Raw genomic sequence first — 25871 nt, forward strand, 5'->3', positions numbered from 1 at the left:
TTAACGTTACGAAACCACACATCGCCCTCTCCCCGCGTGGTTGGAAGCGGCAGGGCAATGGCAACGGACGCGATCGGCGGGGCGCCCCATGGCGCTCCCAAGAGTTCGAAATGCTCACCATGAGGGTGAGTTTGGGGGAATGTTTATGTCTGAAAATCCTGTTTTAGATTTCAACAGCGCTACGACTGCTGAGCAAGTTCTGGCAGCAATCACTGAACACAAAGCGACTTTGCTCGATAACGCCGGCCAAGCCGAGTATGCCTATATCCCGAGCCCTTCCGGTCGTCAGACGGCTGTTGCCGACGGCATCCTTGAAATCAGGACTTACTTTGGTGACTTCACCGAAGCCACTCTTGCTCAGGCTGTCGCTCATCAGGTCAACGTCGAGTACAACAAGCAGGTCTTCATCGACGACATCAACACCGCTCGGGGTGACGAGGCTGCCGCAGATCTCGCAGAGATCCTCCTGGCACAGGTTGGCACCCTCAACGACCAGCGTCAGGCGCTGATCGCAGAGTGGGGCGCTGTCGAGAATAACGCACCGCTTGCCGCTCGCGTTGCCGAGCTGAAGGCAGATCCCTACACGATTATCCTGAAGGCGCTCGATGCGCGTCTTGACGATGCGGACGGTGATGCATTCCTCGCCGAACTGACTGCCAAGTTCCTCGCAGACCGTGGCGAGGCCAGCTATTTTGGCGTTTGGACACTCCTCAACGAGCTGGACAAGGCTGGCGACGCTGTAGATCCGGTCTATGCGTTCAACAGCGCCACTACCTCCGCCGAGATCTTGGCGGCTATCACTACGCATGGCGCTGATCTGCTAGATCTTGACAGTCAAGCCGAGTATGCCTTCATCCCAAGTCCCTCGGGCCGTCAAACGGCCATTGCTGACGGGTTGCTAGAGATCAAAAAGTTCTTCGGCGATTTTACGGAGGCGACTCTCGCAGCAGCGCTCGACCAACAAGTCAACGTTGAATACAATAAGTACGTCTTTATCCGGACTATCGACAACGCTCGGACCGAAGAAGCCGCTGACATCATTGCAGGTGAACTCACTCAGCAGGTGGAGGTTCTCAATGACCAGCGTCAAGCATTAATTGAGGAGTGGGGCGCTATCGCGAACAACGCTCCCCTCGCAGCCCGCGTCGCGGAACTCAAGGCCGATTCTTACACGATCATCCTGAAGGCACTTGACGCACGTCTCGACGATGCTGACGCTGCCGACTTCCTGGCCGAGTTGAGCGCCCAGTTCGTTGCTACCCGCGGCAACGCTAACTACAATGGTGTCTGGACCCTCGTTGACGCTCTGGACAAAGCTGGCGATGCCGTTGATGCAGTCTACGCATTCAACAGCGCCACCACCTCCGCCGAAATTCTAGCCGCAATTACAACACACGGCGCTGATCTACTGGACGATGCCAGCGAAGCTGAGTACGCCCACATCCCAAGCCCCTCGGGCCGTCAGACAGCAGTCGCCAACGGCGTGCTTGAGATCAAGAAGTTCTTCGGTGACTTCTCGACAGAAGAGGCCCTGGTTGAGGCGCTCGACCATCAGGTCAGCGTGGAATACAACAAGTATGTGTTCATTCAGGCAATCGACAATGCTGGCGATGCTGCTGCCATGGTCAAGGCCCTCAAGGACTATGTTGGCGTTCTCAGCGAGCAGCGTCAGGATTTGATCGAGGAGTGGGGTTCCGTCGCCGGCAATGCGGCGCTTGCGGCCCGTGTCGATGAGCTTGAGGCCGATCCATACACCATCATTCTGAAAGAGGTTGCCGACCGGCTTAACAACCCGAAGTTCCTTCAGGACCTGGCGGCGAAGCTGCTGGTTGCCCGTAGCGATGCCGGCGGTAAATTCAACGGCGTGGTCACTATCGTCGATGCCATTGATGGCAATATGGATATCACAGCTCCGGAAGCACCGGCTGTGGCTCTGGCGAACGATACCGGCACGACTGGCGATAAGATCACCAATGACGGTGAGCTAAACCTCAGTGCTATCGAGGATGGTGCAACAGTCGATTACTCGATCGATGGCGGCCAGACTTGGAACACGACCTTCGCAGCAGTGGAAGGCCAGAATACGGTTCATGTCCGCCAAACGGATGCAGCCGGCAACGTGTCAACACCATCGATCCTCACCTTCACACTAGACACTACTGCCCCGGCGGCGGCGGCGATTGCAGTGGCTGGCGCTGCGAATGGCCTGAACAAGACCGAGGCTACGAACGCAGTGGCGGTGACTATCACTCCGGATGTCGGCGCTACGGTCATATCAGCCAAAATCGGCGATGAGGATCTGGTTGAAGCTAACGGCGGCTACACGTTCGACGCCACCAAGTTGACAGAAGGCGAGCACACCATCACCGTGGTGACCAGGGATGCAGCCGGTAACGAGACCACCACCACTCAGAAGGTGACTATCGATACAGTGGTACTGGCCCCGGCTGTGGCTCTGGCCAACGATACCGGCGCAGCTGGCGACAAGATCACCAATGACGGTGAACTGGCGATCACGGGCCTCGAGGCTGGCGCAACAGTCGAGTACTCGACCGACGGCGCCACATGGAGCTCGTCGTTCGAGGCTGAAGAAGGTCAGAACACAGTCCATGTCCGCCAGACGGATGCAGCCGGCAATGTGTCGGAGGCGACCACATTCACCTTCACGCTCGACACTGCTGCTCCTAACGTCCCCTCCCCCCTGGCACTTGCAGAGAATGCAGACGGCACGACAGCACCGGTCACAGTCGCAATGCTAAACCCTGAAGAGGGCGAAACGTTCACGATCACCGGCGGTGACGATCAAGCCCTGTTCAACATTGTCGATGGCAACCTCGTGTATGTTGGCGGCCCGCTCGATTTCGAGAGCGAATCCGACCAGAAGAGCTTCGTGCTGCTGATCACTGCCGAGGATGCAACTGGCAACATCGAGGAACGTGAGGTCACCGTCAATCTGACGAACGTGAACGAGGCCCCGGTCGCAGCTGCCACCGGCAACAGCGCTTCGGGCAATGAGGACACGGTCATCACCGGCAGTGTTCCAGCCGGTTCCGATGTAGACGATGGCGACTCGCTGAAGTACGAACTAGTTGCCCCAGTGGCTGGGTTGACGCTCAAGGCTGACGGCACCTTCAGCTACGTTCCGCCGGCCGACTTCAACGGTCCTGTCGAGTTCCAGTACCGTGTGGTTGATACAGCGGGTGCAAAGAGCGCGCCTCAGACCTTCGAACTGACCATCAACGCCGTCAATGATGCGCCGCGGGATATCCTCCTGTCGAAGAATGCGGTCACTGAGAATTCGGTGGCTGGAACCGAGATCGGCAAGCTGACGGCCTCGGATCCTGAAGGTGGCACCTTCACCTATGCCCTGCTCGACAATGCAAGTGGACGCTTCGCTGTGGACGCAGCAACCGGCCTCCTCACTGTCGCGCGCAACTTCGCACTCGACTACGAGCAGGCAACGTCGCACACGATCCGGGTTCAGGTTAAAGACTCGGCTGGTGCGACTTACGTAGAGACCCTCACCATCGACGTCGGAGACGTTTCTGGAGAAAAAGTCACGGGCACCTCGACCTCGGATGTCCTTACGGGCAATGCGGGCAACGATGTGTTCAAGGCTGGCGCCGGTAACGATACTGTCGCGGGTGGCGCAGGCAACGACATGCTTTATGGCGGCACGGGCAACGACAATATCCGTGGCGGTATCGGCAAGGACACCCTGAAGGGTGAGTCTGGCAAGGACACGTTCGTGTTCGACACCGTGGCCAGCAAGTCGAACGTGGACAAAGTTCTCGACTTCATTGTCAAGGACGACAGCTTCTGGCTCGACAATGCCGTGTTCACCAAGCTCGGCAAGAAGGGCACCGAAGCGAGCCCTGCGAAGCTCAGCAAGTCGTTCTTCACCATCGGCGACAAGGCCAAGGACAAGAACGACTACGTGATCTACGACGACAAGAAGGGCAAGCTCTTCTACGACGCCGATGGCTCCGGCAAGGGCAAGCAGGTGGAGATCGCTACCCTCTCCAAGAACCTGAAGCTGACCGAGAAGGACTTCTTCATCGTCTGATCCAGATGACGATCGAAGCCTGAACAAACGAAAAAGCCCGCGATGGGAGACCATCGCGGGCTTTTTACATTCTCGGGCCGGGACGGCGTTCCGCCGACGATCCGGCCGTGTCAGCCTCCGGGTCGTGTGATGGAAAACTTTGTCTCCGGGGTCGCCACGAAGTAGTCACGGTAGCCGGAGCGGGCGATGGGTCGCATGGCGGCCGTGTCGACGAGGCCGTCGACGATGTAGCTGTCGTCGATATGGATCCCGATCACTTGACCGATCACGAGGTAGTAGGACGGGTCGCCGCCTCCGAGAGGCTCGAGCGGCACGGTCTGGAGCCACCGGCATTCGAGAGCCGCCGCTGCCTCCGCCACCCGGGGCGGCTTCACCAGCCGGGACGGTGCGGCCTTGAGGCCCGCATGCTCCATCTCGTTCTCGCCGCGCTGTAATGGCGCCGAGGTGAGGTTCATCTTGTCCCGCAGGTCGTAGGTCGCCAGGTTGCAGACGAACTCGCCCGTCTCCTCGATGAAGGTGAGCGCGTCCTTCTTGCCCGCCGAGGAGAAGGCCACCATGGGCGGCCGCTCAGACACGGCATTGAAGAACGAGTAGGGTGAAAGGTTCACCTCCCCCTTGGCGCTCATGGCGGAGATCCAGCCGATGGGCCGGGGCGTGACGATGGCCTTGAACGGATCGTGCGGCAGGCCATGGGCGTTGGTGGCGGTTTCGTAGAACATCACATTAGAACCGTGTCACGATGTCGTCGAGGCTGGGCCGGTCGCGGTCAGCCGGCGTCTCCTTGGCCGTGCCGATATGAATGAAGCCGGCGATCCGTTCGTTTGGATTCAAACCCAGCGCATCGAGCACCCGCCGGTCGAAGGCGGCCCAGCCGGTAAGCCAGGAGGCGCCGTAGCCGAGGAACATCGCGGCGTTAAGGAGGTTCATGCAGACGGCGCCGGCCGAGAGAACCTGCTCCCATTCGGGGATCTTCACATGCGGCACGACGCGGGACACCACCGCAACCACCAGGGGCGCCTGGGCGAAGCGCTCCCGCTCAACGGCCAGCTTGTCCTCGCCGGCCTCGGGGTTGTCCGCCTGAAAGGCTGTCGCCAGCACCGCGCCGAGGCGCTGACGGGCGTCGCCCTGGATAAGGATGAAGCGCCATGGAACCAGCTTACCGTGGTCCGGCACCCGGGAGGCCACCTTCAGGAGGGTCTCGACCTCCTGCTCGCTCGGCCCCGGTTCGCCCAGCCAGCGCGCAGGGACGGAGCGGCGCTGCAGAAGGCGGGAAAGGCTATCGTTCATGGGCTCTTCATCCGGCTTGGATAATGTGGAACAATGTAGGTGGATGCTCACGAAGGCTGCGAGCACGATGGGCCTTGAAGCCGGCCATCGTCTCGCCGTCTTGATGCGCTTGAGGAAGCGCGGGCGTCCCAAGGGCGGGCCGCTGCCACAGAAGAAACAGCAGCGGATGTATAGGGGGAGTGCGGTCAGACGCCAAGCAGGTTTCAACCCTGGCGGACCCGGCAGCCTGCACAAGAGCAGGCTTGAGGGTCACGCCGGAGGGTGAGGTACGCCGGCGAGACGCCGCTTGAAAGCAATGCAGACATCCTTTTTCGGACCCAGTAGTCCTGCTTCCCCCGCCGCTTGGTCGAGGCGCGAGACGCTCATCGCCTTCGGTCTCATCCTGGCCGCCTGGGCGCTGGCCGTATCCATCTGGCCCCTGACCGGAACGGTCGTTCCGTGGGACTCCAAGAACCAGTTCTACCCGACCCTGCGCTACCTGGGCGCCGCCCTGGCCCATGGGGAACTGCCCCTCTGGAACCCCTACCATTTCGGCGGCCACCCCTCGGCGGCGGATCCCCAGTCCCTTCTGTTCACGCCCACCATGCTGCTGTTCGGATGGCTCGTGCCCGAGCCCTCGATGCAGGCCTTCGACGTGGTCGTGTTTGCCCATTTCCTTCCCGGCGCCCTCGCCTTCGTGCCGATATTCCGTCGGCGCGGCTGGCACTCTGCCGGCGCCGTAGTGGCCGCGCTGGTCTTCATGCTCGGAGGCTCCGCCACCGCGCGGCTCCAGCACACGGGCATGATCTTCAGCTACGGCTTCTTCCCCCTGGCCTTCTGGCTCCTGGAGGAGGCGCTCGACCGCCGCTCCTACCGTTATGGCGTTCTGTTCGCGTTGAGCGCGGTCCTGATGGTCCTCGGGCGGGACCAGGTCGCCTTCCTTTGCGCGCTCACGCTGATTGCAGTCGCCGTTCACCGCATCTGGGCCGCTCCCGGTTCCCTTCCCTATCTCAGATCCCGCCTGGGGCTCCTGATCGCCATGGGAGCCATCGGGGCTGCGCTGATGGCGGTTCCGGTCGTCCTCACGATGCAGTTCCTCGCCACCTCCACGCGCCCCTCCTTCGGCTTCGGCGTGGCCGCCATGGGGTCCCTGCCGCCGGAAAGCCTGGCAACGATCCTCTTCGGTAATGTCTTCGGCTCCTTGCGCTGGACCTATGACTATTGGGGGCCTGACTGGCACAGCCTGGCTGAAGGAACCTGGACCGACCGGGCCACGAACTACCTGTTCATCGGCACGATCCCGGCCCTTCTTCTGATCTGGAACGGTGTCGCCGGCGGGCGCCTGTTCGCCCGCGAGTTCCGATTCTTCCTCGCGATGGGCATGGCCGCCCTGCTCTATGCCCTCGGGCGCTACACCCCGGGCTTCGAGTTCATCTTCGACCATATGCCGGGCGTGAACCTCTACCGCAGGCCGGCGGATGCCACCTTCCTCATCAACATCGCCCTGGCCTTTGCCGGCGGCTATCTCGTGCATCGTTATGTGACGGAGGGGCTCCCCAGGTGGAACCGCGCCGCCCTCGGCCGCTTCTGGGCCCTCCCGCCCCTGCTCGCCTTAGGCCTTGTGATCGCGGCCATCGCCAGTGCCCTGTCGTTCGCGGTCAAGGGCGGGCATGCCGCCCCGGCCTTAACCGAAATCGGCATGAGCCTCGCCGCGGCCGCCGTGGCGGTCCTGGTCATTGCCAAGCTGAGCGCCGCACCGCGCTGGCGTGGGGTGATGGCACTGGTGCTGGTCACACTGACGGGTGCGGAGCTGATCGGCCGCCACGCGGCCTCGGCCCTCAACGCCGAGCCGGCCGAGCGCTACACCGTCTTCACCAAGCTGCCGCCCGAGCAGTTGCAGGGCCTCCAGATCCTCAAGCGCGAACTCGTCGAGCGGAACGCCCATGGCGAGTATCCCCGTGTCGAGATCCTCGGCCTGAAGGGTGCCTGGCAGAACGCCTCCATGGTGCTCGGGATCGAGGACATCATCGGCTACAACCCCTTGCGTCTTGCCGATTACGAGCGGGCCATCGGTCCGGGGGAAAATGCCGAAGACCCCAACCTGCGCCAGTTCCCGACCAGCTTCCGCGGCTACGAATGCGAACTCGCGAGCCTGCTCGGGCTCGACTACATCGTTCTCGATCGCCCTGCCGACAAGCTGCCGCGCCATTTCCCCCGCTTGGCCGATGCGGAGGTGGTCTATGGCACCGGGCGGATGTGGATCTATCGCCTGAATGCCTCCGGCCCCCGCACTTATGTGGCTCATCATGTGAGTCCGGTGGATTCCGAGGCTGTGCTCGGCGAGGAGGAGTTGCCGGAGTTCAACCGCGAGACGGAAGCCCTCATCGACCACGAGAGCCTGCCGCTCCTCAAGGCCCGGTATTCCCCGGCCGGCTCGAAGCCGGAACCCGCCAAGGGTGAGGCCCGCATCGTCAGCTATCAGCGGAACTCAGTCACGATCGAGGTCGACAGCAGCGCGAACGGCGTGCTGGTGCTGCACGACATTCACTATCCGGGCTGGGAGGCTACTGTGGACGGCGAGCGCCGCCCGATCCTGCGGACCAATCTCCTGTTCCGTGGGGTCGAGATCGGTCCGGGACGGCACCGGGTCGAGTTCCACTTCCGCCCTATGTCCCTGGAAAATCTTGTTGCAGCCGCCGCCGATATCGTGAAGAGCGAGGACGAGCCGATTCAAACGGCCATCGCAGCTCCGCTCCGGTAACGAGCGATTTTTCGAAACGATGCCTTTTTCCGTGAATCCACGCTCCTTCGTCCTCGGTCTTCTGACTCTCCTGTCGGCATCCACGGCCGCGGCCCAGTCTCCTGCCGTGCCGTCCATGTCACAAAACCAGCCTCCGATCTCCATCGGACAGGTAACGGTGAATGCGGGCGCGACCTTTGCCGGGAGCAACGAGCCGATCCGATCCGGTCTCGTTTGGCGGATCTATGAGGATCGCGGCGACGCCTCCCAACCGGTGATCGTCGCCCGCTCCACCAGCCCTGCGCCGAGCTTCACCCTCTCGCCGGGCAACTACATCATCCATGTGGCCTATGGCTTTGCCAGCGCTTCGAAGCGCATCAGCGTGCAGCGCGGCAACCTGAACGAGCGTCTCGCGATCAATGCGGGCGCCCTTCAGCTCAAAGGTGCGGTCAGCGGGAGCCCCATTCCGGCCAACCGCCTCACCTTCTCGGTCTATGTGCCGGAGGCGCAGAACTCGGAAGGAAGGCTCGTGATCGCCGAAGCCAAGGCGAACGACATGATCCGCCTGCCTGAGGGCACCTACCACATCGTCTCCACCTACGGGGATGCCAACGCCATCATGCGCAGTGATCTGAAGGTGGAATCGGGCCGGGTCACCGAGGCAACCCTCAACCACCGCGCAGCCACCGTGACCATGAAGCTAGTGGCGTCCGCAGGCGGCGAAGCCTTTGCCGGAACGGCCTTCAGCGTGCTCACCCCGGGCGGCGACGTGATCCGCGAGGCTATCGGGGCCTTCCCGTCCGTAACACTGGCCGAGGGCGAATACGTCCTCATCGCCCGCCACGAGGGCAAGGTCCATACCCGCGAGTTCAAGATCGAGAGCGGACTCGACCGCGATATCGAGGTTCTCGCCAAACCCTGACTGCCCTGAACCTTTCCGGCCCCGCGGCATTGACCGAACACCAAGTACAGGTCGCGCCGCGCATGAGCCCGCACTCCCAAGGCGTGACCTTGCAGGAGAGGAAGCCCATGAAAGTCGCAGAGATCATGACCCGCAACGTGCGCGTGGTGAGTCCGGACCGGACCATCCAGGAAGCGGCACGGCTCATGGATGAAATGAATGTCGGCGTCTTGCCCGTCTGCGATGGGCGGCGCCTGCGCGGCATGGTGACGGACCGCGACATCACCGTTCGCGCAACCGCAGCCGGCCTCCCGCCCGACACCACCCGCGTGCGGGACATCATGTCCGACAATGTGTGGTGGTGCTTCGACGACGACGACGTGAGCCATATCGTCCAGCTGATGAGCGACCACCAGATCCGCCGCCTGCCCGTGGTCGATCACGACAAGCACCTGGTCGGCATCGTGGCGCTCGGCGATCTAGCGACCGATGTCGAGGGTGAGGCCACCCGCGCTCTGCATCGCATTTCCACCCCCTCAGAGCCCGACCGCTCCGGCACGCCCACAAGTGCCCGCGCCGACCAGACGCGGGGCGGCGGACAGGCTCGCCTGACGGCCGATGAACGGCGCGAGCTGGAACGGCGCATGAACGACGCCAGCCGGGACGACACTGACCGGCACCGCCCTAACGACTACCACGACAACGGCAATCGCGGACGGGTCGACAACAGCCGCAGGCCGGGCCGCGACCATTTCCGCTTCCGCGAGGAGGACGATGTGCGCGCCGCCTTCGGCAGCTTCGGCTATCCCGGCCAGGAAGGCGCCCGCGACTCCCGCATGCGCGGCGGCTTCGGCGGCGATGGTTATCAGAGCTATGGCGACGAATTCGCGGGCCGCGGCTCCGCCGGCAGGGGCTTTCACCCTCCGCGTTATGGCGCTTCGACCATCACCGGCGAGCGCGCCCGCCCCGGCGACGACAGCAGCGAGGATGATCGCCGCATGCAGGATCGCGAACGGACCTGGAGCCTCGTGAACGAGCGACGGGATCACAGCAACTATGGCATGGGCCCCGGCAATAACCGGTTCAGCAACGACGCCACCGGCAGCTTCGGCGAGGTCCGCCGGGGCGAGCACCAGGGCCGTGGCCCGAAGGGCTACCAGCGCTCGGACGAGCGCATCCGCGAGGACATCAGCGAGCGCCTGACCGACGATCCTATGCTCGATGCGTCAGAAATCGAGGTGCAGGTCCAGAACCGGGAGGTGACCCTCACCGGCACGGTGCGCGACCGCAACGAAAGGCGCCGGGCCGAAGACATGGCGGAATCCGTCTCCGGCGTGTCCCACGTGCAGAACAACCTGCGGGTCGGCCAGCGCCAAGGCACACATGCCACCGGCACCGAAGCCGGCGATGCAGGAGCCGCGACAGGCAATCCCGGCAGCGGCACGGCCGGCACAACAGCCGGTACCGCAGCAGGCGGCCGCACCACTGGACGGCAGCGACAGACGAGCTGAGGCGATGCTCTCAACGATACCCTCATCCTGAGAAGGTTGAGCCAAAGAAAAAGGCGGCGCTCTTGAACAGGAGCGCCGCCTTCATCCATTTGATCGGCTGTTACGCCACCGTGCGTTCAACCACGCGATGGCCGTCAAGCGTCGCATGCCCCTCCGGCTCGGACACCGCTTTCGCCGCCCGCTTGAGGTCCGGCGTTACGGCCTCGGCAGCAAGCGCCTTCAAGGCTTCATCGAGGGTCATGGTCTTCTGCTCGGGGCTGCCGAGACGGCGGATGGAGACTGTCCGTTCGGCGGCCTCCTTGCGGCCAACCACGAGAAGAACAGGCACCTTCACGAGCGAATGCTCGCGGACCTTATAGTTGATCTTCTCGTTGCGCAGGTCAGGCTCGACGCGAAGGCCTGCGGCCTCGGCGGCGCGCACCACCTCCATAGCGTACTCATCGCCCTCGGATGTGATGGTAGCGACCACCGCTTGCACCGGCGCGAGCCAGAGCGGGAAATGGCCGGCAAAGTGCTCGATCAGGATGCCGGTGAAGCGCTCCATGGAGCCGCAGATCGCGCGGTGCACCATGACGGGCGTCTTCTTCTGGCCGTCCGCATCGACATAGAACGCGCCGAACCGCTCCGGCAGGTTGAAGTCGACCTGCGTGGTGCCGCATTGCCAGTCGCGGCCGATGGCGTCGCGCAGCACGTACTCGAACTTCGGTCCGTAGAACGCGCCCTCGCCCGGGTTGATCGCGGTCTTGATGCGCCCGCCCGACTGATCCTCGATCTGCTTCAAGACGCGGGTCATCACGTCTTCCGCGTGATCCCACATCTCGTCTGTGCCGACGCGCTTCTCAGGGCGTGTGGAGAGCTTCACGACGATCTCATCGAAGCCGAAATCGGCGTAGGTGGAGAGGATCAGATCGTTGATCTTCAGGCACTCCGCGGCCAGCTGCTCTTCGGTGCAAAAGATATGCGCGTCGTCCTGCGTGAAACCGCGCACACGCATGAGGCCGTGCAGGGCGCCCGACGGCTCGTAGCGATGAACGTTGCCGAATTCGGCGAGGCGCAGCGGCAGATCGCGGTAGGATTTCAGGCCGTGCTTGAAGATCTGGACGTGGCCCGGGCAGTTCATCGGCTTGAGGGCGAATAGGCGCTGATCCGCCTCCGGATCGTTCGGGCGGAGGAAGGCAGAAGCCGACTTCACGGCGAACATGTTGTCCGAGTACCAGCCCCAGTGACCTGAGGTCTCCCACAGGGCCTTGTCGAGGATCTGCGGCGCGTTGACCTCCTGATAGGTGCCCTTGAGACGGCGGCGCATATAGGAGATCAGCTCCTGGAACACCGTCCAGCCTTTCGGATGCCAGAACACGACGCCCGGTCCTTCCTCCTGGAAATGGAACAGGTCCATCTCGCGGCCCAGGCGGCGATGATCGCGCTTCTCGGCTTCCTCAAGCTGGCGGATGTAGTTGTCGAGATCCTCTTGGGCAGCCCAGGCGGTCGCGTAGATGCGGGTCAGCATCGCGTTATTGCTGTCACCGCGCCAATAGGCGCCCGCCACCTTCATGAGCTTGAAGGCGTTGCCGATCTTGCCCGTGGAGGTCATGTGCGGACCGCGGCAGAGATCGAACCAGTCGCCCTGGGAGTAGATTTTGAGATCCTGGCCTGCCGGAATCGCGTCGATGAGCTCGATCTTGTAGGTCTCGCCCTTCTCCTTGAAGACCTGCTTGGCCTTGTCGCGGCTCCAGACTTCCTTCGTGAAGGGCTTATCGCGCGCGATAATCTCGCGCATCTTGGCCTCGATCGCCGGGAAGTCCTCCGGGGTGAAGGGCTCGTTGCGGGCGAAGTCGTAATAGAAGCCGTTCTCGATTACGGGACCGATGGTCACCTGCGTTCCCGGAAACAGCTCCTGCACGGCTTCTGCGAGCACATGCGCGCAATCGTGCCGGATCAGTTCCAGCGCGCGCGGGTCTTCGCGGTTGAGGAATTCGATCTTGGCATCCTGGGAGATCGGATCGGCGAGATCGGCGACCGTGCCGTCGAGCGCCATGGCGATTGTGCGCTTGGCGAGCGACTTGGCGATGCCTTCCACGATCTCGCGGCCGGTGATGCCGGGCTCAAACTGGCGCTGGGCGCCATCGGGAAATGTCAGGGTAATCATGTCAAATCTTCTCCTGGCTCACTCCTGCCAACGGAGCAGGTAAGCGGGGCCGACGGCTTGCTGATGAAAGGCGAAGTCAGCCGCCGTCAGGTTCGGCTGCCTCGCAGATGATCGGGGGAGCATTGACGCCCCGCCAGAGACCATAAGCCCAGGGCTTATACCAGGAGGCAGCCTCGGGCAACGTTTCAGGCACGAGATCGAGCCCTGAGGTCCCGAAGGGCCCGCAACGGCATATCCGCGCGAAACCCATCCAGCCCCCCGGCCAGAACCCGTGCCGCTGAATCGCCTCGTCGGTGTATTCGGAGCAAGAGGGCAGATGGCGGCATTGGCGGCCGATGAGCCCAGACAATGTTAGTTGATAACCGCGTATAAGGTAGTGCGCAATAAGTTTTCCTACTGTAGGTTGCATCATGCGCTTTGCGAAAGTGAGAAGCCAATGAGAGATACTAAAGTCACGGTCAGATACGAAACAAGACAAAGCCTTGGTGGGTTCATTTTTGCAACCACGATCAGCGGTGAAACCACTGACAAGTTTTACGATTTTATCCGAGACTATGGTGATGTATGTATTTTCAGCAAGAACGATGATCTGGCATTGATTATAGATCAATACTTCGGGTCCTCTGATTTGATAGGAAGAAACAAGACCAATCTCGAAACGCTGAATGTCTTATCAGTAAGTCAAGAAATACCAGACAATATTACAATCAAAGAGATCGCTTCCAACCGGCTTTCACTACAAAGTAATAATCCTCTCACCGCTTTCTTCTTAAGCAAAATCGCGGATCACGCTTCAGAAAATTTTCTGAAATTTGTCAAAGCTTTTGAATATACAATCCGCAATCCGAATGAGGAAAAAGTTTACACTTGAAATTTAGGTCTGGCCTGAACTCCTTCTCGATTCGATCTGGTCGAGAGCATCCACGACTGCATCGAAGGTGAGCAGGATGGAAGCATGCCGGGCCTTGTAGTCCCGCAGGGGCTCCAGAACCTTCAGGTCCTCCCACTTGCCCTGAGGTGCCTCACCGCCCGCCTTGAGCAGCTGCGTTACGGTCTCGCGAAGGTCGCGGAGTTCCTCGACTGTCGAGCCGATGACATGGCGCCCCATGATTGAGGACGAGGCTTGGCCCAGGGCACAGGCCTTCACGTCCTGGGCGAAGCCCGTCACTACATTTTGATCGAGCTTCACATCGACCGTCACCGTCGACCCGCAAAGCTTGGATCTGGCCGTCGCGGATGCGTCAGCGTCTGGCAACCGCCCGAGGTGCGGAATATCGGCCGCGAGTTCGAGGATGCGCCGGCTATAGATCTCATTCAGCATGACAGCCTGTGACATTACGTTTGGGAATATACCCTTTAACTCCGCGTAGGTATCTAATACACAAAATGGGTACTGAACCCATATTGTGGTAGCTGAACTCCGGAATAGGCCTCTGACCAGTGGCGTGCGGAGAAGAAGCTGAAAAAATGTTTGGAAGCTGCGTCGCTTCCTAATCCGAAGAATGACGAAAGGGGCCCTGCGTGAGTGATGCCGTCAAGTCCTTGTCCGCGCGTCTGAATCCGGTTGCCGACAAACCTGTTACGACGCCGACCCGGGAAGAGGCCGAAGCCGCCGTCCGCACCCTGCTCCGTTGGGCCGGGGACGACCCGTCGCGCGAGGGACTTCAGGATACGCCTAAGCGCGTGGCCAAGGCTTTCCGGGAACTCTACTCGGGATATGGGGAGGATCCGGCCGAAATCCTCGACAAGGTCTTCAGAGAGGTTGAAGGCTACGACGATATCGTGCTCGTGCGCGACATTCCCTTCTATTCCCATTGCGAACACCACATGGTGCCGTTCTACGGCGTGGCGCATGTGGCCTATTATCCCTCCAAGGGCGTTGTCGGCCTCTCCAAGCTCGCCCGCCTTGTGGATGCCTATGCGCGTCGCCTGCAGACGCAGGAGACCATGACGGCCCAGATCGCCTCGGCCATGGTCAAGGCGCTCGCCCCGCGCGGAGTGGCGGTGATGATCGAGGCCGAGCACATGTGCATGTCCATGCGTGGCATCCAGAAGGCCGGCGCCCTGACCTTGACGACCCAGTTCACAGGTGTCTTCAAGGAAGACCCGGCCGAACAGGTGCGCTTCCTCACCCTGGTGCGCAACGGCCGGGGCTGAGGCCCTCGTATGACCGCGACCAACCCGTTTCCGCCTCCCGGCTCCAAGACCGAACTCGAGGAGGGCAGTGTTCTGTCCCCCCGTTTCGGAGCGGACGGGCTGGTCACCTGCATCACCACGGAAGCCGCGACGGGCGAAATCCTCATGGTCGCGTACATGAATTCGGAGGCCCTGGCGAAGACCCTTGAGACCGGCGAGGCCTGGTACTGGTCCCGCTCCCGTGGGGAACTCTGGCACAAGGGCGCGACCAGCGGGCAGGTCCAGACGGTTCTGGAAATACGGACCGACTGCGACCAGGACGCCCTTCTGCTGAAGGTGAAGGTCGCGGGCGACGGCGGGTGCTGCCATACGGGGCGCCGCTCCTGCTTCTACCGCAGGGTCGAAATGTCGGCAGACGGCCCGAGTCTGGTCATCGACTGAGCAGCCCTCTCGAAACGCAGGGCTGCCCTCCGCCAGGAAACGGGTGCACGTTTCCGGCATACGCGATAGGTACGCCGCATGACACGACGTGACCTTCTCCTCGCGCGGGTAGCGGCGAGCGCCATCTTCTTCGGCAATGGCTTCGGCATCGGCACCTGGGCGGCGCAGCTGCCTCGGTTCAAGGTGTCGCTCGGCCTGTCCGATGGGGAACTCAGCCTTGGACTCCTGGCCTTCTCTCTCGGCGCCGTCGCTCTCATGCCGGTGATCGGCTGGGCTGTGGCCGTCGTCGGCAGCCGGACGATGACCCTCATCGCGGCCTTCTCGTTTGCGACCGCTCTGCTCCTGCCGGGATTGGCACCGAGCCTGCCGCTCTTCATCGCCGCATCCCTCGTGGCCGGCGCCTGCAACGGCACCATGGACATCGCCATGAACACCAATGCCACCGTGGTCGAGAGGGCCTGGGGAGCGGCGATCATGTCGTCCTTTCACGCCTTCTTCAGCCTCGGCGGGCTGGCCGGAGCCGCTTTGTCCGGCCTTCTCATCGCGTCCGATATCGGGATCGTCCCCACGCTGCTGATCTCCTGTTCCGGGATGGGGATGCTCTTCCTCGTGACGGGCTTCTGGACCATGGGGGAGACGGAAAGAGCATCGGAAGGCCACGGCTTCGCCTGGCCTCGCGGTCCGGTCATTCTCCTCGCGGTGCTTGCCATGTTCTGCTTCATCGTCGAGGGCGCCATCGTCGACTGGTCAGCGATCTATCTTCAGACGGTGGCCGGCGCGAGCCTGGAGGCGGCCGTGTCAGGCTTTGCCGCCTTCTCGCTCACCATGACAATCTGCCGGTTCATGGGCGATTTTGCCGTGCGCCATCTCGGGCGGGCACGCACCCTCCAGCTCGGTGGCCTGCTCTCGGCCCTCGGCCTTGCCCTGGCGATGATCCTGCCCTCGCCCCTGCCCGCCTCCATCGGCTTTGCCCTGGTGGGCATTGGATTGGCCAATACGGTGCCGGTCCTGTTCAGCACAGCCGGCCAGATGAAGGGCATTCCGCCCAGCATGGGGGTCGCCATGGTGGCGACGCTGGGCTATGGCGGATTGCTGATGGGCCCGCCGCTGATCGGGTTCGGCGGGGAAATCTTCGGCCTGCGCGCAATGCTGGGTCTTCTGATCGTCTTCACCTTCGTCATCATCATCATGTCGCAGCGGGCTCTTCAGCGTTCCACTGTTCAGTTTTCATGAACCAGTCCTAATTGAAACTTGAGGGCATGTTCACGCGGGTTTCATGGGAAGCCGCCATAATGAACAGAGTGCCTTGGAGTCGATCAATGTTGTGGGACGGAATTGCCCGGCGCAGCGCCGGTTCGGGGGGTGGTGGGGGAGTGACGGAGATCAAAGCGCCTGTCGAACGCGATCCTCGGGCCAAGCCCCGGATCGGCCTGGCACTCGGCGGAGGCGCGGCACGGGGCTGGTCCCATATCGGCGTCCTCCGCGTTCTTGAGGAAGCCGGCATCGTTCCGGACGTGATCGCCGGGTGCTCGATCGGCGCTGTCGTGGGCGGCTGCTATGCGGCCGGCAAGCTCGACGGACTGGAGGCCTTCGCCCTTTCGCTGACCAAGCGGCGCGTCATGGGCCTTCTCGATTTCCATTTCAGCGGCGCGGGCCTCATCGCCGGCGGACGCCTGCAACGCCTGCTCGACCAGGATCTCACCGACCAGAGGGTCGAGGCGCTGCCGGTCAAGTTCTGCACCATCGCGACCGAACTGGTGAGCGGCCACGAGATCTGGCTGACGCGCGGCCCTCTCGTTCAGGCCATGCGCGCGTCCTATGCCCTTCCGGGCGTGTTCGACCCGGTCATGATCGGCGGACGATGGCTCATGGATGGCGCCCTGGTGAACCCGATTCCGATCACGGCCGCCCGTGCCCTGGGAGCCGACATCGTCATCTGCGTGAACCTCAATGGCGAGGTGCGCGTGCGCGGCACGGTCATCCAATCCTACGATGCCGGGACGAGCGACGAGAAGGAGATCGAGCAGGTGATCGAGGAAGCCCCGCGGCGCTGGGGCATCTTTCCGGGCGGCCGCGGCGAGAAGCAGAGCAAGCCCAATGCTCCGGGCATGGCCACCGTGATGGTGGATGCCTTCAACATCACCCAGGATCGCATCGCCCGCTCACGGCTCGCCGGCGATCCGCCGGACATCATGGTCGCGCCGAAACTCGCCAAGATGGGGCTGTTCGAATTCCACCGGGCCCAGGAATGCATCACCTTGGGCCGGCAGGCCACGGAGCGCGCCCTGCCGGATATTCTCGAACTGCTGCAGGAATCGCAGCCGCGCTGATTTAAGCCGTCGCGATATACTCCTTGATCGCCTCGGCCTCGGCCTCGACCTCTTGGAGGCGTTCCTTCACCACGTCGCCGATGGAGACGATGCCGACCAAGCGTCCGCCCTCGACGACTGGGACATGCCGGAATTTCTGCTGGGTCATCAGTTCCATCACGTCGGGAATCGAGGTCTCCCCCGTGCAGGTCATCACCTTTTCCGTCATGAAGCGGGAGACGGGCTCCTCCAGGGCCTTGGCGCCATGGCTGGCGACCGCCCGCACGATGTCCCGTTCGGAAATGATGCCTGCCACAGGCCTTTGACCATCCACAATGAGAAGGGCACCTATCCTGCGCTCGGCGAGAACCTTGGCCGCTTCGCTCAAAGTCCGGCTCGGTTCGATGGTCGCGACGTCGCGACCCTTGAGCGAAAGAATGCGATTGACGATCATTGATTCCCTCCCGTTGCGCGAATGGCGAAGGACCGTCAGCCCTCGTACTCGCTAGGCTGATGCTGGGTCAGACACCCACGACTTTGGGTGAAAACCCTACGTCAGCTTTCGGATGATCAGCGCAAACGGCATCAGTTTCAAGCCGAGATGCGCTTGGCTCGTGCGGGAAGCGGGTCCACCAGAGGGAAAAGGACGAGGCCTGCCAGAAAGCCGCCGAGATGCGCCTCCCAGGCGATGCTCGCATCCGTGACGCCTAAAGGCTGGACGAAGGCGAACACGTAGTTGGCGGCGAACCAGATCCCGAGGAAGATCAGGACCTGCCGGTTGCGGATCATGTGCGCTGGGGTTTCCCGGGGCCGCTCGTGGGGCTGCGTCAGCCGCCCCTCCCAGTGCCACGAGGCCGGGGCGAACATGAACCAGGAGGCAGCCGCCATAAGACCCGACACGGCCCCGGACGCTCCGATCATCGGCAGAACCTGCAAGGGATTCATAACAGCGTAGAGAACCGCTCCGGCAATCGCGGCGGCCGCCGACAGGATGAAGAACCGCCCGCCGCCGCAACGACGGACGATGGGTGTCCCGAAGGCTGCCAGCCAAACGCTGTTGATCAGCACATGGGCCCAGGAGCCATGCAGGAAGGCATAGGACAAAGCCGTCCATGGCCTGCCCTCCTGGCCGTCGAGAACATACTGCGCCAAGGCCATCAGAGGGGTGATCGTGTCTTCCGCAACGCCCTCGCGCAGGTAGTTCATGACATCCTCCACCTGGACGCTCCCGAAGGCCACGGACCAGCGGGCCGGAATCACCGACCAGTCGATGATCAGCATGAAATCCGATTCGTCGGAGAGGAGCAGGCGGACGGCATGGATGCCGATCAGCGCCAGCAGGCAGAGGGCGATGACGGCCGGAAGGTTGAGGATCGGCTCTCGGGCACGGGGCGGGTTCGGAGACATGTAATGCTTTTGTATGAGACGGCCGACAGGAATATCCCGGTCACCGGGATTGAAGATATCCGCGACCTAACCTCTATTTGGCCGCCCAGTCGAGAAAAACCAACAACTTAGCAGCGGCCGAGCTTAACGGAGAGGAAACTCGTCCTTTCGGAATTGCGATCTTCAATATTTTTGTTAACCATAAAGGAACCAGCCGAGGCGCGACGCGTTAACTCACCTTTTACTTTCCGCTTGAGCCCTAAATGTAACCATGTCAGTTTGGTTAAAAGAACGTTAACCGGCTGGTGGGGCATGCGGCAGGATTATTTCAAGAACGGCCTTTTCTGTGGCGCAAATGAGAAGTCGGAATTTTCCGGCAATTTCATCAAAACAATTCTTCTCGGGTTCTCCCTGATCTTTTCCGGTGCTGCCGCCCAGGCTCAGACCCTCGCGTCTCTGCCCGTCAACAGCGCCCCGATCACGAGCGTCGGCACTGCCAAGCCGCTCCTCGGCTGGTCCCAGTTCTGCGAGAAGTTTCGCTCCGAATGCACCGTCGATGTCACGGAAGCCGACAAGATCGAGCTGACGCCTCAGGCCTGGAAGACCATCGTATCCGTCAATCAGCGCGTGAACTCGGGCATCAAGGCAGTGACGGATGCTGATCACTTCGGCGTCGTCGACACCTGGGGCTTCCCCGATGATGGCAAGGGTGACTGCGAAGACTTCCAGCTTCTGAAGCGCCGCCTTCTCGTGGAGGCCGGCCTGCCCCGCCGCGCCATGCGCATGACCGTCGTGATCGACGAGCTCGGTGAAGGCCATGCGGTGCTGATGGTCCGCACCAGCCGGGGCGACTTCGTCCTGGACAACAAGATCTCCTCGGTCCTCCCCTGGCACCGCACCGGCTATGTCTACATCAAGCGCGAGAGCCAGGACGCGATGGGTTGGGTGTCGCTCGGCGGCATCGTCTCGTCGCCGACCACCACGGCGAACCGCTAAGAATTCCAAAGCCGGCACCTGAGGGCGCCGGCTAGTTCATTTTCCCACCATCGATGTCAGAAGACTTCAGGCGGATCAGTCGATCCGCCTTATTTTTTGGTGAAACGCATCGTGTGGGCAGGAAAACCGGATCCACTTTTACGCACGATGCGCGGCGGATCAGTCGATCCGCTTCATTTTTTGAGCGAAACGCTGCCAGTTCTCCACGTAGTGCCTGGCCGACAAGCGAAGCCGCTCGATGGCCTCGGCATCCAGCACCCGGATCGCCTTGGCGGGAGCCCCGACAATCAGCGAATTATCGGGAAATTCCTTGCCTTCAGTCACGAGCGCATTCGCTCCCACCAGGCAATTGGCGCCGATGCGCGCATGGTTGAGCACCGTGGCGCCCATGCCGATCAGGGAATTCTCGCCGATGGTGCAGCCATGGAGGATGGCCTTGTGCCCGATGGTGCACCCCGCACCGACGCTCAAGGGCACCCCCATATCCGTGTGCAGCAGCGCGCCTTCCTGAATGTTCGTGGCCTCGCCGATGTCGATGAGCTCATTGTCGCCCCGCAACACGGCGCCGAACCAGATGCTGACATCCAGCCCCAACCGGACTCTGCCGATCACATGCGCGTCCGGGGCGATCCAGAAGCGGCCGGGTTCGGGAAGGATCGGGGCGGTGTCGTCGAGGCTGTAGATCGGCATCAATGATCCAGCAGAGAAAAGCAGCAGAACCTCAGGGGAGGTCTGCTGCGAAAAAGCGCCTAGTCCTCAAGATCCGTATCGAGGATTGCCATGGTGAAGTTGAAGGAGCGGTCCCCATCCTCATCGTCGACGAAGAGAACGCCGACGAATTCCTCACCGATGTAAACTTCCGCCGAATCGGTCTTCTTCGGCCGCCCGACAACGCGGATCGAGTGGTTCGCAAAGGTCTGGCGCAGGTAGCGCTCGACTTTAGCCATCTCGGTTTTTTCCACTACAGGTCCTTTCTTACTGTCACGTTTGCTGCACTTGCCATGCCCGGCAAACGCGAGCAAGCGGCGTTAGGTCCCGGATGGAGCCCGTCCTCAGATTCCGTCAGTGTCAGAGAAGCAATGATCCATGGACCGGGCGGGCTCCTCGCAACCGGCCGTGCCGACGACCTTGGCGGGAACGCCGGCCACCGTGGCATTATGGGGCACAGGCTTGAGCACGACAGAGCCTGCGGCGATTCTCGCGCAGTGGCCGACCTCGATATTGCCGAGGATCTTGGCGCCGGCGCCGATGAGCACGCCCTGGCGGATCTTGGGATGACGGTCGCCCCGCTCCTTGCCTGTTCCGCCCAGGGTCACGTCCTGGAGCATCGACACATTGTCCTCGATAACCGCGGTGGCGCCCACCACGAGCCCGGTGGCGTGGTCCAGGAAGATGCCCCGTCCGATCCGGGCTCCCGGATGAATGTCGGTCTGGAACGTCTCGGACGAGCGGCTCTGCAGATACAGGGCGAAATCCTGCCGCCCCCTCTTCCACAGCCAGTGAGCCAGCCGGTGCGTCTGTATGGCGTGGAAGCCCTTGAAGTAGAGCACGGGCTCGATGGCTCGGGAGACCACGGGATCCCGGTCGAGCACGGCGCTGATGTCGGCCCTCATGGCCGCCCCGATGGTGCGGTCGCTCTCCACGGCCTCAAGGAAGATCTGCTCGATGATGTCAGCCGGCACAGCCGCATGGCCAAGACGGGAGGCGACCCGGTGAATCACCGCGGCCTCGAGGCTCGGCTGGTGCAGGATGGCGCTCAGGACGAAGCCGGCCATCGCCGGCTCGGCCTGGACGATCGCTTCGGCCTCGGAGCGGAGGCGATCCCAGATCGGATCGACCTTTCCGGCCACGGCATCGGGGGCTCCCGGCTTCAGGCGCGTCTGTGTCATGGTAGTCTCCTGCCGGCTATGCTGGCGCATCGTACATAAAACCAAGCCCACTTTTCCGCACGATCCGCTATGGCCTCAATCATAAATAAGAAGCCCGGGCCCTTACTACAGATCCAAACGAGCCATGACCTACTCTTTTTCGCCCGTACCATCCAAGCTTGCCCTCTCCTTCAGCGGCAGCATTGCAACATTGGCCATCGACAATGTTGCCAAGCATAACGCCGTTGACCTGGAGATGTGGAAGGCCTTCCCGTCGCTGATGGAGGCTCTTGACCGGGATCCGGACGTGCGGGTTGTCGTCCTGAGGGGCGCAGGCCAAGCCTCTTTCGCGTCCGGAGCCGATATCGCCGAATTCGCGACGGTACGCGCCGATGCCGAGGGCGGGCGGCTCTATGAGGCCGCCAACGAAGCGGCTTTCTGGGCCGTCGCCCATTGCTCCAAGCCTGTGATTGCCATGATTCGCGGCTTCTGCCTCGGCGGCGGCTTCGGTCTTGCCCTCTCCTGCGACCTGCGGGTTGCCTCCGAGAACGCCATCTTCGGCATTCCGGCAGCACGGCTCGGGGTCGGCTACCCTCCGGGAGCCATGAAGCTCGTGACCGCTGCCGTCGGCGCCACCGCCGCGAAGGATCTGTTCTTCACCGCACGGCGGCTCGACGCTCAGGAGGCGCATCGCCTCGGGGTCGTGCAGCGGCTGGTCCCCGATGGCGAATTGGAACAGGTCACGCAAACGCTCGCGGAGAGCATCGCGGAGAACGCGCCCCTGACGATCAGGGCCGCCAAGGCAGCGATAGATGATTCAGTTGGCGTGGCGCATCCCGGCGCCAACCCAGTGGCCTTGGCTGATCAGTGCTTCGACAGTGCGGATGCCGTAGAGGGCCGCGAGGCCTTCCTGCAGAAGCGCAGGCCGGTTTTCACCGGGCGCTAGGTTCAGGCGTTCCGGCGATACACGAAGTAACGGCCCTCCGGCACGTTCGTCTGGGAAGAGATGTCGGTGCAGGACGGCATCTCGAAGGCTCGGTCGGCGATCAGAAGCCCTCCGGGCTGGAGCAGGGAATCGAGCAGGGGCGACAGCCGCAGGGCGTGCCGGCGGTTCGCCTCTTCGTCACCTGTGCCGATATCGGTGTGAATCAGCGCCGCCGATCCCTGCCCAAACCGCGCGATGAAGGCCGGCAGGGTCTCGAAAATGTCCCCGACAATCAGGTAGCCTTCGGGAGGATAGCAATCCGGATGAGCCGCCGGAGAGCGCTCGAAGGCATAGATTTCGCGGCCGGGTAGCTTGGTCCGCAGGTGATCGTAGGTGCGGCCGTTGCCGAGGCCGAGTTCGAGAATAAGCCCCGTGGTTCTGATCTCCTGAGCCGCCCAGTTCAGGAGGTCGCGCTGGGCGGTAAGCCGCCGGATCACAGAGTCGAGTCGGGTCATAGGTCACTCCTGCCGCAGGGATATGGGGAGGAGCCCTTTAAAGCAAAGGTAGGTGCCTCATGTACGCTGCGTCAGGAAGTCGAGCACGCCCTGCTTGTGCACCTTGTCGCCCACGGCGAGGTTGTGGTCCCGCCCTGGAATATCGAGCGCCGTCGCGTTCGGGATGAGCCGGGCCAGTTCCGGCCCTGAGCCGGAGACGTCATCCTTGGTTCCAACCGAGACCAGGGTCGGCAGTGTGATGGAGGCGACCTCCTCTGGGGTCAGCACCTGCCGGGTCCCGCGGATGCAGGCCGCGAGCGCCTTGAGGTCGCTGCCCGTCTGCTCGGCAAAGGCCCGGAACATGCGCTGCATGGGGTCGGTCAGATCGTCTAGGGAGCCCACCTCCATGGCATCGGCGATGCCGAGCGGCAGGCCGACACCCTCCACCAGATGGATGCCCAAGCCGCCAAGAAGCATGGAGCGCATCCGTTCCGGGGCGGTGAGCGCCATGTGGGCGGTGATCCGCGCGCCCATGGAATAGCCCATCACGTCGGCCCGTTCGATGCCGAGATGGTCGAGCAGCCGGCAGCCATCCTCCGCCATGCGATAGGAATTATAGGCCTCGGGATCGTAAAGCTTCTCGCTCTGCCCATGCCCCCGGTTGTCGAAGGCGACGACCCGGTATCCGGCCCGCGTCAGGGTTTTCACCCAGAGCGTGTTGACCCAGTTGACCGCATGGTTCGAGGCGAAGCCGTGAATGAGCAGGATCGGATCGCCCTGCCCCTCATGGGGCGGCACGTCGACATAGGCGATGCTCACGCCGTTTGAATTGAAATAGCGCATCGGACCAGTGGCGTTGGAGGAAACCAAGAGTGAGGTTCTACCTAGCACCCATCTGGCCGGATGCAACGCTTGGAAATTTGCTCTAGGCGCATGGCCGATCGGCCATTATGGTGCGCCAAATTTCAACGCTTCAGAGCAACGGCAATGGCTGACAAAGGTACTCCCCACTTCCACAACGATCCGGGCGTTCCCGTCATTCACGTGGGCTCGAAGGAGTTCATGTGCATCGGAGCGACGCCGCCCTTCGATCATCCCCATATCTTCATCGACATGGGCTATGACACCGAGACGATCTGCTCCTACTGCTCGACCCTGTTCAAGTACGACCCCTCCCTGAAGTTTGACGAGGCCCGCCCGGCTGAATGCGTCTGGGAGCCCGATTTCGCGAACTCCGCCTCTTCCCGGTAAGTGCAGAAGCTCTCGATTGCAGTCGTCGGCGCCGGCATCGGCGGCCTGACGGCGGCTCTGGCCTTAGCCCGGCAGGGCCACGCAGTGACGCTCGTTGAGCGCCGGACCGGGTTCAGCGAGGTCGGAGCAGGCCTGCAGCTTTCGCCCAATGCCAGCCGGATCCTGATCAAACTCGGTCTCGGCCCGGCGCTCCGCCGTGTGGCGACGGAGCCGGAGCGCGTGATGGTACGCGCGATCCGCTCGGGCAAGCCCATCGGCGAGGTGGCCATGGGCGCCTTCATGCGCGAGCGGTTCGAGGCTCCCTATTGGGTCGTGCACCGGGCCGATCTCCAGATGATCCTGCTCGATGCCGTCCGGTCCGAGCCGTCGATCCGCCTTGTCATGGGGCGGACGGTGGAGAGTATTGAGAACAATCCCTCACAGGCTTCCCTCACCTGGATATCCGCCGGCGGCGCGCAGGAGACCCTCACGGTCGACATGATCATCGGCGCCGACGGCGTCTGGTCGAAGGTCAGGCAGCAACTCGGCGACAGGACGCAGCCCACCTATCGCGGCCACATTGCCTGGCGGGCCACCTTCGAGCGCAGCGCCGCCCCGGCCGAACTCGCGGGCGAGGAGACCGGCCTCTGGCTCGGGTCTCAGGGCCATGTGGTGCATTACCCCATTGCCGGCGGCAGGCTTATCAATGTCGCGGCTATCGAGAGAAATCCTACACCCGTAGAGGGCTGGGCCGCTCCCGGCCGGCGCGAGGATCTGCTCGCCCGCTATGCCTCGTCCGCCCCTGTCCTGCGCGATCTTCTCGCCCTGCCACAGGAATGGCTGCGCTGGTCGCTCTTCGACCATCCGGCCGAGCGCCTCGCCAAGGGCCTGATTGCCCTCCTCGGCGATGCCGCTCATCCGGTCCTGCCCTTCCTGGCTCAAGGTGCCGCGATGGCGATCGAGGCGGCGGCGACCCTTGCCTCTCTGCTGCGCGAGACGCCAACCGATATCCCAGCAGTCCTCTCGGCCTATGAGAAGCAGCGCCTCGGGCGCGCGACCCGGGTCCAGAAGGAAGCCCGCACGAACGGGCGCATTTATCATGCGGGCTCTCTGGTGGCCTTCGGGCGCGACAGGGTCATGCGCTATCTCGGCCCCGAGGGCATGACGAAGCGCTACGACTGGCTCTATGGCTTCCGTGCTCCGGACTAAGTGAGTATCCAGCGCGTATGGTTGGACTTGCGCTCAGGCCCACAGCTCGATAACCCTCTTTGCTGAAGCGGACGTGGCGAAACCGGTAGACGCAAGGGACTTAAAATCCCTCGGGCTATGCCCGTGCGGGTTCGACCCCCGCCGTCCGCACCATTCGATTATCCCACTCATTGCCGTCACCACCTTGAGAGGCGTAGCTCCCGGAAGCTCGCCTTGCTGTCAGCCTTCGGTCAAATCGACTGCGACA

At 62.6% G+C, this 25871-nt stretch carries 25 protein-coding genes and 1 tRNA gene; 14 read left to right on the forward strand and 12 right to left on the reverse strand.

The features are described 5' to 3' along the window. Positions 1-88 precede the first annotated feature (88 nt). Complete coding sequence (locus tag VB618_RS18205) at positions 89-4066, forward strand: Ig-like domain-containing protein (RefSeq protein WP_329798156.1); 3978 nt, start codon at positions 89-91, stop codon at positions 4064-4066. Between the two features lie 110 nt (positions 4067-4176). On the opposite strand, the gene VB618_RS18210 is transcribed toward VB618_RS18205, so the two are convergent. After that, positions 4177-4785: a flavin reductase family protein gene (locus VB618_RS18210; RefSeq protein WP_329798223.1), complete on the reverse strand. Its 609-nt coding sequence runs from the start codon at positions 4783-4785 to the stop codon at positions 4177-4179. 4 nt (positions 4786-4789) lie between these two features. Then, positions 4790-5353 (reverse strand): nitroreductase family protein, encoded by a 564-nt coding sequence (locus VB618_RS18215; protein WP_329798157.1) that lies wholly within the window; start codon positions 5351-5353, stop codon positions 4790-4792. A gap of 295 nt (positions 5354-5648) precedes the next feature. Between VB618_RS18215 and VB618_RS18220 the strand changes: the two genes are divergently transcribed. The 3 genes from VB618_RS18220 (at position 5649) to VB618_RS19840 (ending at position 10484) form a co-directional block, all read left to right on the forward strand. After that, on the forward strand, positions 5649-8093 hold the full coding sequence (locus VB618_RS18220) for a YfhO family protein (protein ID WP_329798158.1): 2445 nt from the start codon (positions 5649-5651) through the stop codon (positions 8091-8093). 19 nt (positions 8094-8112) lie between these two features. Next, positions 8113-8994 (forward strand): hypothetical protein, encoded by an 882-nt coding sequence (locus VB618_RS18225; protein WP_329798159.1) that lies wholly within the window; start codon positions 8113-8115, stop codon positions 8992-8994. A gap of 107 nt (positions 8995-9101) precedes the next feature. Further along, positions 9102-10484, forward strand: coding sequence for a CBS domain-containing protein (locus VB618_RS19840; RefSeq protein ID WP_442931857.1), 1383 nt, complete (start codon positions 9102-9104; stop codon positions 10482-10484). Positions 10485-10584: 100 nt separating this feature from the next. Here the strand turns inward: VB618_RS19840 and thrS are convergent, their stop codons facing one another. Beyond that, the gene (gene thrS / locus VB618_RS18240) at positions 10585-12630 is read right to left on the reverse strand and encodes a threonine--tRNA ligase (protein WP_329798161.1); all 2046 of its coding nucleotides are present in this window, start codon (positions 12628-12630) and stop codon (positions 10585-10587) included. Positions 12631-12706: 76 nt separating this feature from the next. Continuing rightward, positions 12707-13039 carry a membrane protein insertion efficiency factor YidD gene (yidD, locus tag VB618_RS18245; protein ID WP_329798224.1) on the reverse strand — a complete coding sequence of 111 codons (333 nt, stop codon included), beginning with the start codon at positions 13037-13039 and terminating at the stop codon, positions 12707-12709. 27 nt (positions 13040-13066) lie between these two features. Here yidD and VB618_RS18250 point away from each other — a divergent pair, with 27 nt between their 5' ends. Next, on the forward strand, positions 13067-13501 hold the full coding sequence (locus tag VB618_RS18250; RefSeq protein WP_329798162.1) for a hypothetical protein: 435 nt from the start codon (positions 13067-13069) through the stop codon (positions 13499-13501). Positions 13502-13504: 3 nt separating this feature from the next. Here VB618_RS18250 and VB618_RS18255 read toward each other — a convergent pair whose 3' ends face one another. Beyond that, positions 13505-13951: an iron-sulfur cluster assembly scaffold protein gene (locus VB618_RS18255; protein WP_329798163.1), complete on the reverse strand. Its 447-nt coding sequence runs from the start codon at positions 13949-13951 to the stop codon at positions 13505-13507. Between the two features lie 200 nt (positions 13952-14151). Between VB618_RS18255 and folE the strand changes: the two genes are divergently transcribed. The 4 genes from folE to VB618_RS18275 all read left to right on the forward strand — a co-directional run bounded on the left by folE (position 14152) and on the right by VB618_RS18275 (position 17537). Further along, complete coding sequence (folE, locus tag VB618_RS18260; RefSeq protein WP_442931858.1) at positions 14152-14787, forward strand: GTP cyclohydrolase I FolE; 636 nt, start codon at positions 14152-14154, stop codon at positions 14785-14787. 9 nt (positions 14788-14796) lie between these two features. After that, positions 14797-15207 carry a phosphoribosyl-AMP cyclohydrolase gene (gene hisI, locus VB618_RS18265; protein ID WP_329798164.1) on the forward strand — a complete coding sequence of 137 codons (411 nt, stop codon included), beginning with the start codon at positions 14797-14799 and terminating at the stop codon, positions 15205-15207. A 78-nt stretch (positions 15208-15285) separates the two neighbouring features. Further along, positions 15286-16440, forward strand: a complete 1155-nt coding sequence (locus VB618_RS18270) for an MFS transporter (RefSeq protein ID WP_329798165.1) — start codon at positions 15286-15288, stop codon at positions 16438-16440. A gap of 86 nt (positions 16441-16526) precedes the next feature. Then, positions 16527-17537 (forward strand): patatin-like phospholipase family protein, encoded by a 1011-nt coding sequence (locus VB618_RS18275; RefSeq protein WP_329798166.1) that lies wholly within the window; start codon positions 16527-16529, stop codon positions 17535-17537. Position 17538: 1 nt separating this feature from the next. Here VB618_RS18275 and VB618_RS18280 read toward each other — a convergent pair whose 3' ends face one another. Both VB618_RS18280 and VB618_RS18285 read right to left on the reverse strand, forming a co-directional pair. After that, entirely contained in the window at positions 17539-17970 is a 432-nt protein-coding gene (locus VB618_RS18280) for a CBS domain-containing protein (protein WP_329798167.1), read from the reverse strand. Positions 17971-18107: 137 nt separating this feature from the next. Next, positions 18108-18923 carry a rhomboid family intramembrane serine protease gene (locus VB618_RS18285; protein WP_329798168.1) on the reverse strand — a complete coding sequence of 272 codons (816 nt, stop codon included), beginning with the start codon at positions 18921-18923 and terminating at the stop codon, positions 18108-18110. A gap of 372 nt (positions 18924-19295) precedes the next feature. Here VB618_RS18285 and VB618_RS18290 point away from each other — a divergent pair, with 372 nt between their 5' ends. Beyond that, the gene (locus tag VB618_RS18290) at positions 19296-19898 is read left to right on the forward strand and encodes a transglutaminase-like cysteine peptidase (RefSeq protein ID WP_329798227.1); all 603 of its coding nucleotides are present in this window, start codon (positions 19296-19298) and stop codon (positions 19896-19898) included. A gap of 159 nt (positions 19899-20057) precedes the next feature. Here the strand turns inward: VB618_RS18290 and VB618_RS18295 are convergent, their stop codons facing one another. From VB618_RS18295 to cysE, 3 genes are all read right to left on the reverse strand, one after another. After that, on the reverse strand, positions 20058-20588 hold the full coding sequence (locus tag VB618_RS18295) for a gamma carbonic anhydrase family protein (RefSeq protein WP_329798169.1): 531 nt from the start codon (positions 20586-20588) through the stop codon (positions 20058-20060). A 59-nt stretch (positions 20589-20647) separates the two neighbouring features. Then, positions 20648-20845: a DUF3126 family protein gene (locus VB618_RS18300; protein WP_201752112.1), complete on the reverse strand. Its 198-nt coding sequence runs from the start codon at positions 20843-20845 to the stop codon at positions 20648-20650. A 105-nt stretch (positions 20846-20950) separates the two neighbouring features. Further along, complete coding sequence (cysE, locus tag VB618_RS18305; RefSeq protein WP_329798171.1) at positions 20951-21787, reverse strand: serine O-acetyltransferase; 837 nt, start codon at positions 21785-21787, stop codon at positions 20951-20953. 124 nt (positions 21788-21911) lie between these two features. Between cysE and VB618_RS18310 the strand changes: the two genes are divergently transcribed. Next, entirely contained in the window at positions 21912-22712 is an 801-nt protein-coding gene (locus tag VB618_RS18310) for an enoyl-CoA hydratase (RefSeq protein ID WP_329798172.1), read from the forward strand. Positions 22713-22714: 2 nt separating this feature from the next. On the opposite strand, the gene VB618_RS18315 is transcribed toward VB618_RS18310, so the two are convergent. Together VB618_RS18315 and VB618_RS18320 are read right to left on the reverse strand one after the other, a co-directional pair. Beyond that, on the reverse strand, positions 22715-23206 hold the full coding sequence (locus tag VB618_RS18315) for a class I SAM-dependent methyltransferase (protein WP_329798173.1): 492 nt from the start codon (positions 23204-23206) through the stop codon (positions 22715-22717). 57 nt (positions 23207-23263) lie between these two features. After that, on the reverse strand, positions 23264-24028 hold the full coding sequence (locus tag VB618_RS18320) for an alpha/beta fold hydrolase (RefSeq protein WP_329798228.1): 765 nt from the start codon (positions 24026-24028) through the stop codon (positions 23264-23266). Positions 24029-24172: 144 nt separating this feature from the next. Between VB618_RS18320 and VB618_RS18325 the strand changes: the two genes are divergently transcribed. The 3 genes from VB618_RS18325 (at position 24173) to VB618_RS18335 (ending at position 25777) form a co-directional block, all read left to right on the forward strand. Then, positions 24173-24436, forward strand: coding sequence for a zinc-finger domain-containing protein (locus VB618_RS18325; protein WP_329798174.1), 264 nt, complete (start codon positions 24173-24175; stop codon positions 24434-24436). Next, positions 24437-25624, forward strand: a complete 1188-nt coding sequence (locus VB618_RS18330; protein WP_329798175.1) for an FAD-dependent oxidoreductase — start codon at positions 24437-24439, stop codon at positions 25622-25624. 67 nt (positions 25625-25691) lie between these two features. Continuing rightward, positions 25692-25777, forward strand: a tRNA-Leu gene (locus VB618_RS18335). Positions 25778-25871: the final 94 nt, after the last annotated feature.

The organism is Microvirga sp. CF3062, assembly GCF_036314045.1.
GTDB lineage: Bacteria > Pseudomonadota > Alphaproteobacteria > Rhizobiales > Beijerinckiaceae > Microvirga.

Excerpts from the sequence above, each read along its gene's own strand:
- VB618_RS18320 (WP_329798228.1), bottom strand. The coding sequence starts at position 24,028 with ATGCGCTATTTCAATTCAAACGGCGTGAGCATCGCCTATGTCGACGTG.
- VB618_RS18270 (WP_329798165.1), top strand. The coding sequence starts at position 15,286 with ATGACACGACGTGACCTTCTCCTCGCGCGGGTAGCGGCGAGCGCCATC.
- VB618_RS18275 (WP_329798166.1), top strand. The coding sequence starts at position 16,527 with ATGTTGTGGGACGGAATTGCCCGGCGCAGCGCCGGTTCGGGGGGTGGT.
- VB618_RS18280 (WP_329798167.1), bottom strand. The coding sequence starts at position 17,970 with ATGATCGTCAATCGCATTCTTTCGCTCAAGGGTCGCGACGTCGCGACC.
- cysE (WP_329798171.1), bottom strand. The coding sequence starts at position 21,787 with ATGACACAGACGCGCCTGAAGCCGGGAGCCCCCGATGCCGTGGCCGGA.
- VB618_RS18310 (WP_329798172.1), top strand. The coding sequence starts at position 21,912 with ATGACCTACTCTTTTTCGCCCGTACCATCCAAGCTTGCCCTCTCCTTC.
- VB618_RS18210 (WP_329798223.1), bottom strand. The coding sequence starts at position 4,785 with ATGTTCTACGAAACCGCCACCAACGCCCATGGCCTGCCGCACGATCCG.
- thrS (WP_329798161.1), bottom strand. The coding sequence starts at position 12,630 with ATGATTACCCTGACATTTCCCGATGGCGCCCAGCGCCAGTTTGAGCCC.
- VB618_RS18220 (WP_329798158.1), top strand. The coding sequence starts at position 5,649 with ATGCAGACATCCTTTTTCGGACCCAGTAGTCCTGCTTCCCCCGCCGCT.
- VB618_RS18215 (WP_329798157.1), bottom strand. The coding sequence starts at position 5,353 with ATGAACGATAGCCTTTCCCGCCTTCTGCAGCGCCGCTCCGTCCCTGCG.
- VB618_RS18285 (WP_329798168.1), bottom strand. The coding sequence starts at position 18,923 with ATGTCTCCGAACCCGCCCCGTGCCCGAGAGCCGATCCTCAACCTTCCG.
- VB618_RS18205 (WP_329798156.1), top strand. The coding sequence starts at position 89 with ATGGCGCTCCCAAGAGTTCGAAATGCTCACCATGAGGGTGAGTTTGGG.
- VB618_RS18255 (WP_329798163.1), bottom strand. The coding sequence starts at position 13,951 with ATGCTGAATGAGATCTATAGCCGGCGCATCCTCGAACTCGCGGCCGAT.
- yidD (WP_329798224.1), bottom strand. The coding sequence starts at position 13,039 with ATGCAACCTACAGTAGGAAAACTTATTGCGCACTACCTTATACGCGGT.
- VB618_RS18225 (WP_329798159.1), top strand. The coding sequence starts at position 8,113 with ATGCCTTTTTCCGTGAATCCACGCTCCTTCGTCCTCGGTCTTCTGACT.
- VB618_RS19840 (WP_442931857.1), top strand. The coding sequence starts at position 9,102 with ATGAAAGTCGCAGAGATCATGACCCGCAACGTGCGCGTGGTGAGTCCG.
- VB618_RS18295 (WP_329798169.1), bottom strand. The coding sequence starts at position 20,588 with ATGCCGATCTACAGCCTCGACGACACCGCCCCGATCCTTCCCGAACCC.
- VB618_RS18315 (WP_329798173.1), bottom strand. The coding sequence starts at position 23,206 with ATGACCCGACTCGACTCTGTGATCCGGCGGCTTACCGCCCAGCGCGAC.
- VB618_RS18325 (WP_329798174.1), top strand. The coding sequence starts at position 24,173 with ATGGCTGACAAAGGTACTCCCCACTTCCACAACGATCCGGGCGTTCCC.
- VB618_RS18250 (WP_329798162.1), top strand. The coding sequence starts at position 13,067 with ATGAGAGATACTAAAGTCACGGTCAGATACGAAACAAGACAAAGCCTT.
- hisI (WP_329798164.1), top strand. The coding sequence starts at position 14,797 with ATGACCGCGACCAACCCGTTTCCGCCTCCCGGCTCCAAGACCGAACTC.
- VB618_RS18300 (WP_201752112.1), bottom strand. The coding sequence starts at position 20,845 with ATGGCTAAAGTCGAGCGCTACCTGCGCCAGACCTTTGCGAACCACTCG.